Origin of the sequence: Protofrankia sp. CiP1_Cm_nod2 (assembly GCF_920664355.1) — a bacterium.
Lineage (GTDB): Bacteria > Actinomycetota > Actinomycetes > Frankiales > Frankiaceae > Protofrankia.
Genome location: NZ_CAKKTL010000155.1, coordinates 3,230 through 7,445, shown reverse-complemented (window position 1 = coordinate 7,445; position 4,216 = coordinate 3,230). Strand labels below are relative to the sequence as shown.

The following is a 4,216-nucleotide window of genomic DNA, read 5'->3' as shown; positions in this document are numbered from 1 at the left end:
CCTCGATCGTACTGTCGCTGCGTCCTCGTCCCGAGGGTGCGCCGACGACGGACCGGCGTGGGTTTATCGCGGCGCTTGAGGCGGAGCTGCCGGAGGCGCTGCGGAAGTTGCAGCAGGGGCAGATCGCGCCGGTGGATCTGCCGCAGGCGGCGATCGGGCCGGGGATGGCGGTGTTCAGCCGGTACAGCGCGGTCCTTGAACCTGACGGCAAGAAAATGACCGTGCGCTCGGCGCTGGTGCGGATCAACGAGATCCTCGATACGGTGCTGGCCGAGCAGGAGGGCGACTTTGATTCGATCTCCCGGTTCGCGATCGCGTGGTATCGGCAGCACGGCTACGGCGTCGGCAGGTTCGGCGACGCCGACAACCTCGCCCGGGCCCGCAACACCAGCGTCGACGTGATGGACCGGGAGGAGATCCTGACGAGCCGGGCTGGCAACGTGCGGCTCATCAGGCCCGCCGACCTGTCGTGGGACTACGACGTCCTGAAGGACAGCCATACCAGCAACTGGGAGGCGCTCCACCATCTGATCAAGGTGCTGGAGCGTGACGGTATCGCCCCGGCGGGCGACTTTCTCCAGGCGGCGTTGAGTCGCCCGGACGGCGCTGTTGATGCTGACCTCGTCAAGGAGCTTGCGCACCTTCTCTTTCGCATCGCGGAGGGCAGCGGTTGGCCGAAGGACGCCTTGAGCTTCAACAGCCTGGTGACGAGCTGGCCGGAGATTCTGGAGGTCGCGCGCACTCAGAAGAAGCCCGCCAGGACGCAGTCCGCGATCGACTTCGAGGGGGACGAGTGAGATGGCGCTGAGCAACCGTGACCGCATCGAGCGGATGTTCCAGATCCTCGCGCCGGCGCTGGACGACTTCATCTCGTCGGTGATCGGCCAGGCCGACCCGGCGCTGGGCGCTGAGTGGACGAAGCTGGTCCAGGCGAAGGACCTCAAGAACGGCGTGCCCGCGGGGAAGAGCTACGACCCGCTCGACCCGCAGGTTCAGTTCCGCATGCTCACCGAAGGCAACATCACCGGCGGCTACAAGCAGGGCTGGTACCCGTTCACCCAGGCCGTCGGGCGTGCCGGCGAAACCTTCGCCAGCGAGCTCCGCGAGGTGCGCAACGACTGGGCGCACAACGGCTCGTTCACCGACGACGACGCCTACCGCGCGCTCGACACCGGCGAACGCCTGCTCAAGCTCATCGGCGCGAACGCCGAGTTCGACGAGGTCCGCGGCATCCGGCTCAACCTGCGTCGGGTGACCGCCGACAAGGACGACCGGAAGGTCCTCAAGGCCGCGGTCGCCAACCCCGAGGCCACCGGGCTCAGGCCATGGCGCGAAGTGCTCCAGCCGCACGACGACGTCGCGACCGGCAACTTCCACGCCTCCGAGTTCGCCGCCGACCTCTACAAGGTCGCCACCGGCGGCGAGGCCGACTCCGACTATGCCGACCCGGTCGAGTTCTTCAGGCGCACCTACCTCACCGAAGGCCTCCGCGACCTGATCGGCCGCGCCGTGCGACGTCTCTCGGGCGACGGCAACGCCTCGCCGGTGATCAACCTTCAGACCAACTTCGGTGGCGGTAAGACCCACTCGATGCTGTCGCTGTGGCACCTGGCCGCCGGGCTTCCCGTGGGCGAGTTCCCGCAGGAGACCCAGGAGCTGCTCACCGCCAACGGCTACACCGGCACCGCGGTGAACCGGGTCGCGATCGTGGGCAACCACCTCAGCCCGTCCGGTGTCACCAAGGACGACGGCACCCGCGTCAACACGATCTGGGGTGAGCTGGCCTGGCAGCTCGGCGGTGCCGAGGCGTACGCCATCGTCGCCACCGCGGACAGCGACCGCACCCACCCCGGCGACGCGCTCCACACGCTGCTGGCGACGTACGCGCCCGCCGTCATCCTGATCGACGAGTGGGTCGCCTACGCCCGCTCGCTCGTCGGCCGCGACGACCTCGCGGGCGGCACGTTCGACGACCAGTTCACCTTCGCCCAGTCGCTGACCGAGACCGCCAAGGGCACCTCAGGCGTCCTGCTCGCGATCTCGATCCCTGCCTCCGAGAGCGGGGACGACTCCGAGACCGTGGCCGGGAACGCCGAGGAGGTCGGCGGCACCAACGGGCTCGAAGCCTTGAAGCGGCTCCAGAACGTCGTGCGCCGGGTGGCCGACCAGTGGCGCCCGGCGTCGTCGGACGAGGCCTACCACATCGTCAAGCAGCGGCTGTTCAAACAGCCCGACGCCGCCGCGCTCGCCTCGATCGGAGCGACCGCCAGGGCGTACGTGGAGCTGTACCGCAAGTACACCGACGACTTCCCGCGTGAGGCGCGCGACACGGCGTACGAGTACCGCATCAAACGGACCTACCCGATCCACCCGGAGACGTTCGACACCCTCTACGAGGAGTGGTCCTCGCTGGAGCGCTTCCAGCGCACCCGCGGTGTGCTGCGGCTGATGAGCACGGTGATCCACGCGCTCTGGACGGGCGAGGACGCGTCACCGTTGATCATGCCGGGTTCGATCCCGCTCGCCACCGCGAACGTGAACGCCGAGCTGACGCAGTACCTCCAGGACTCCTGGAAGACGATCATCGATGCCGATGTCGACGGCCCGAACTCCGAGCCGGCGCGCATCGACAAGGAGAAGCCGCTGTTCGGCCAGCGGGCGCTGACCAGGCGGCTCGCCCGCACGGTGTTCTTCGGCGCCGCCCCGACCGTCGCACCCGGCTCGGTCCACAAGGGCATCAACACCCAGCGGGTCTTCCTCGGCACCGCGATCCCCGGCGACGTCCCGGGCAACTTCCACGCCGCGCTGACCCAGCTCGGCGACCGGGCGACGTACTTCTACTCCGGGTCCGGCAAGTACTGGTACGACCTCCAGCCCAACATCACCCGCACCGCCAAGGACCAGGCCGAACGCCTCCACAAGGAAGACGTGTGGAAGGAGGTCGTCACACGGCTGCTCGGCCAGGGCCGCCTGAAGGGTGACTTCGCCGGCGTCCACGTCTGCCCGGAGACCAACGCCGACATCCCCGACACCAGCGAGGCGCGCCTCGTCATCCTGCACCCGAAGTTCGCCCACAAGCGGGGCGCCGAGTCGGCCGCCAAGGACTTCGCCCAGAAGGCGACCGAGCAGCGCGGCAGCTCCAACCGGACCAACCGCAACATGCTCGTCTACCTCGCCCCCGACGAGGCCCGGCTGGAGGAGCTCGACACCGCCACCCGCGACCACCTCGGCTGGAAGCACGTCCTCGACAACGAGGCCGGCCTCGACCTGACCCAGAACCAGAAGAAGCAGGCTACCCAGCGCCAGGCCCAGGCCGACCAGACCGTCACGGCCAGGCTCCTGCAGACCTTCACCTGGGCGCTCGTCCCGGCCCAGCCGGACCCGAGCGCGCCGTTCCTCATCCGCGAGACCAAGGTCGAAGGACAGTCCCACTCGCTCGCCGAGCGGGTCTCCCGCCGCCTCGGCAACGACGGCGACCTCTCGACACGGCAGGCCGCGTCGACGATCCGCCTGGCGATCGGCAAGGTCCCGCAGATCTGGAAGGACGGCCACGTCTCGCTCGGCGCCCTGTGGGGGCTCTACAGCCAGTACCCCTACATGCCTCGCCTGCGCGACAGGACGGTCCTCAACGAGGGCATCATCGACCTGCCGATGATCTGGCAGACCGATGCCTTCGCACTCGCCGCCGGTTACGACGACTCGGCCGGCCGCTACGACGGGCTCTGGACACCCGAGGACACCGGCGCCGCACCGGTGGCCACCGACTCGCTGTTACTGGTGCGTCCCGACGTTGCCGTCAAGCAGCGCGCCGCCGAAGTCCAGGCGACGCCGGGCCTGGCGGAAACCCCGGGCGAGGACGACGCGAAGAAGCCCTTCAAGCCGGACCCCGACCACCCCGGCGTCTACCGCAAGGCCAGGACGCGGTTCTACGGCGTGAAGACCCTGAACCCCGACAAGATCGCCCTTGACTTCAGGAACGTCGCCGACGAGATCATCGCCAACCTCCGCCAGGACGGCACCGAGCTCGTCGTGAAGATCGAGATTGAGGCCACGAAGAGCACCGGCTTCGAGGAAGGCCAGGTTCGCACCGTCTCCGAGAACGCCCGGACCCTGAAGTTCGACCAGTCGGGCTTCGAGGAGAACTGAACGGCCTACCGGCACGACCACCGGACAAGAACGCACACCGCCCCTCTGCGCACACTGCTTCGCCACGCCA

Annotated in this window: 1 protein-coding gene and 1 pseudogene; both read left to right on the top strand. The window is 68.6% G+C overall.

Features of this window, described 5'->3' with window-relative positions; translation table 11 throughout:
• Positions 1 to 797, top strand: a pseudogene (locus NBW84_RS16590) (hypothetical protein); the annotation flags it as partial.
• A 1-nt stretch (position 798) separates the two neighbouring features.
• Positions 799 to 4,146, top strand: a complete 3,348-nt coding sequence (locus NBW84_RS16585) for a Swt1 family HEPN domain-containing protein (protein ID WP_250285648.1) — start codon at positions 799 to 801, stop codon at positions 4,144 to 4,146.
• The last annotated feature ends 70 nt before the right edge of the window (positions 4,147 to 4,216 follow it).

Coding starts and splice junctions, on each gene's coding strand:
- NBW84_RS16585 (WP_250285648.1), top strand. CDS start 799: ATGGCGCTGAGCAACCGTGACCGCATCGAGCGGATGTTCCAGATCCTC.